Raw genomic sequence first — 2,552 nt, forward strand, 5'->3', positions numbered from 1 at the left:
TTCGACGGCCTTCCATAATGCACTCCTTCGTATGTCATTGAATATCAAGGCCCAACTGGCCCGGGACGTGCGTTGACGGGCCTTGCTCGGCCCGGGCAGCGAGAAATTCATCGAGATCGGCTTGGCGAATGGTCCACGGCGCATTGCGACAGACTTGCCTGGCCGACAGTTCCTTCTGGTGGATTAGCCGCAGCACGGTGGTGTGTGTGACGTTGAGCGAGGTCGCCGCTTCGTCAACGGTCAACTCGCCGCGCTCCTGGCGCTCGCCCTCGCGGTAGGCGGCAATACTATGACCCTTGCGGATCGAACACACTCGCGCAGCTGTCCATGTTTGCCCATGCGCCGTACGGTGTCCAAGTCGATTGATCGTCGCTGCAATACGTTCATCGGGCTGCATGCGGGCCAGCGAGGTGATCAACTCGATCGTCTCTGCGCTCGTGACGTAGCGATGCGCACCGATAGGTGTCTTCTTCAGACTCAGCTCCGTGTGATCGCCGCCTTGCCAATGCACAATGAAGCGCACCGAGTCGCCATCAGCGGTCACGACGATCTCTTTGATCACGGTTCGCACGATACGCTTCCTGACATCGGGCGTCGTGTCGGGGTGCTCCCACAGGCGTGGTATATCCTCGGCCAACGCCATGAGGGCTTGCCTGGTCTCATCGCTGAGTGCATCGGGGCGCTGTCGCATCAACTCGGAGACCTCTTCCTCCAGCCGCGATTGTACGGCCAATGCATCGTTCCAACGCTTCTCCAACGACCCGGCAACAAGACGGTTGGCGGGGTCCACGGCATCGTATTGGCGTTGTGCACGGTTGACTTCATAGCGAGCACGCTGCAGCGCCAGGCGCTTCTGGGCGAGCCGCTCGTCGTCGACGCTTTGCAACTGCTCGATGGCCTGCACCGCCGCTTGCAGTCCCAGCGGTTGCAGGCAGCGCAGCACTTGCTCGGCCACCAGTTGATCCGCGCCGAGGCCGCCGAACATGACACAGCAGGCGTGGTCACGGCTGAGGATATGTGTGGTGCATTGATAGCGGATGCTGGTCGGGCCTGGATAGTTCACGCTAAGCTTGGCCCCACAATGCCCACAGCGCAGTAGTCCTGATAATAACGCACTGCCGCTCCTGATCGAGCCACGCACCGCACTGCCATGTCCATTGGTGTTGTGGGCCATCAACTCCCGGTTGGCGCAGTACACGTCCCAGTCGATGTAGCCCTCGTGATGATCGCGAATCAGCACCGCCCAATCCTCGGGCCTGTGTTGGTGGGTACGCACGGCACGTTTGCGCCCATCCTCAATGCGCACGCTGGTCTTGCTGCGGCCATGTGTATAAGCACCCGCGTAGATCGGATTGTGCAGCAGGCTCAGCACGCTGTGGTAGCGCGGGGCCTTCCACTCGTGGCGCTCTGCGCTGCCGGCGCTCGTCACAGCCGGCATCTCGATACCTTGCTCGCCCAGCCAGAAATACACGCGCCTGGCGCTGCCGAGTTCGGCGAATTTGCGAAACACCAAGTCGATGGCCGCGCGCACGCGCTCGTCGGGATCCTTCTCGAGGCGATCGTCGACGGTGCGTACGTAGCCGATGGGCACATGCATGTAAAGCTCTCCGCGTTTAGCCTTCTGCTTCATCGCTTCGTGCGCTCGCTGCCGGAAGCTGGCCAGTTCCAGCTCGCTGATCGTGCCTTTCATGCCGAGCAGCAGCCGGTCATTCATCTGCACGGGATCATAGATGCCTTCTGCATCGATGAGCAACGCCCCCACAACGCTGCAGAACTCCAGCAGCGTGTGCCAGTCTCGCCCGTTGCGTGCCAGGCGCGACGCTTCGATGCTCAGAACCGCGCCGACCTCGCCATCGCAAAGCAAGCCCAGCAACCGTTCGAAGCCCGGGCGCAGCGTGCCTGAACCGGAGCGGCCGAGATCGTCGTCGATGACCTCAACGCGCTCCCACCCCAATTGCCGAGCGCGCTCAACCAGCCCATATTGCCGACGCTGGCTCTCGAGGTTGTTCTGCACCTGGCCCTGCGTCGATTGGCGGACATATACACAGGCTAGCCGCGACAGATGTTCAGCGGTGATCTTGTTCATCGTCTTCCCCCTGGTTGATCGCCACGGCGATGGCTCGTATCCACTGCACCATCTGCTGCTGCAGTTGGAGCTGAACGTCCTGCGGTAGTGTCGGCAAGGGGACTGCGCTGGCGTCTTCGAACAGCACTATCTGAACCATCGGGCGGGGCGGCATCGAGTTCTCCTGTTGGGCTTGCGCTATGCCGTAAGGATAAGAACGTCGATACACAACGGCGAAGCTCCAGTAGCGCTGCAATGGACAAGCGCGATTGCTCGACGACTCGCACATTGGCGGCCGCAAGCTCGGTCATCCACGCGGGGACGGACACCGTCGTGCCATTAGAGCGTCGGATGACGTAGCAGGGCTCATCGTTGACGTAATGCAGCCGGACCACCGCGAGACGCTCACCCACAAGGGGGTGAAAGCGGTAGCGCACTACGATGTCATGCGAGAGATGTTGACGGGCAGAATGACTTACCCTTGTTC

2 protein-coding genes and 1 pseudogene are annotated in these 2,552 nt (G+C 61.3%); all 3 read right to left on the reverse strand.

What is annotated here, in order from left to right:
• Positions 1 to 34 precede the first annotated feature (34 nt).
• Complete coding sequence (locus AWB68_RS43985; protein ID WP_087650331.1) at positions 35 to 2,086, reverse strand: recombinase family protein; 2,052 nt, start codon at positions 2,084 to 2,086, stop codon at positions 35 to 37.
• Complete coding sequence (locus tag AWB68_RS50485; RefSeq protein ID WP_234476679.1) at positions 2,067 to 2,240, reverse strand: hypothetical protein; 174 nt, start codon at positions 2,238 to 2,240, stop codon at positions 2,067 to 2,069. Before AWB68_RS50485 ends, AWB68_RS43985 begins: the two co-directional genes overlap by 20 nt.
• A 58-nt stretch (positions 2,241 to 2,298) precedes the next feature.
• Positions 2,299 to 2,502, reverse strand: a pseudogene (locus AWB68_RS52015) (DUF5372 family protein); the annotation flags it as partial.
• Between the last annotated feature and the right edge of the window lie 50 nt (positions 2,503 to 2,552).

Source organism: Caballeronia choica, from assembly GCF_001544535.1.
In the GTDB taxonomy this organism is placed as follows: Bacteria; Pseudomonadota; Gammaproteobacteria; order Burkholderiales; family Burkholderiaceae; genus Caballeronia; species Caballeronia choica.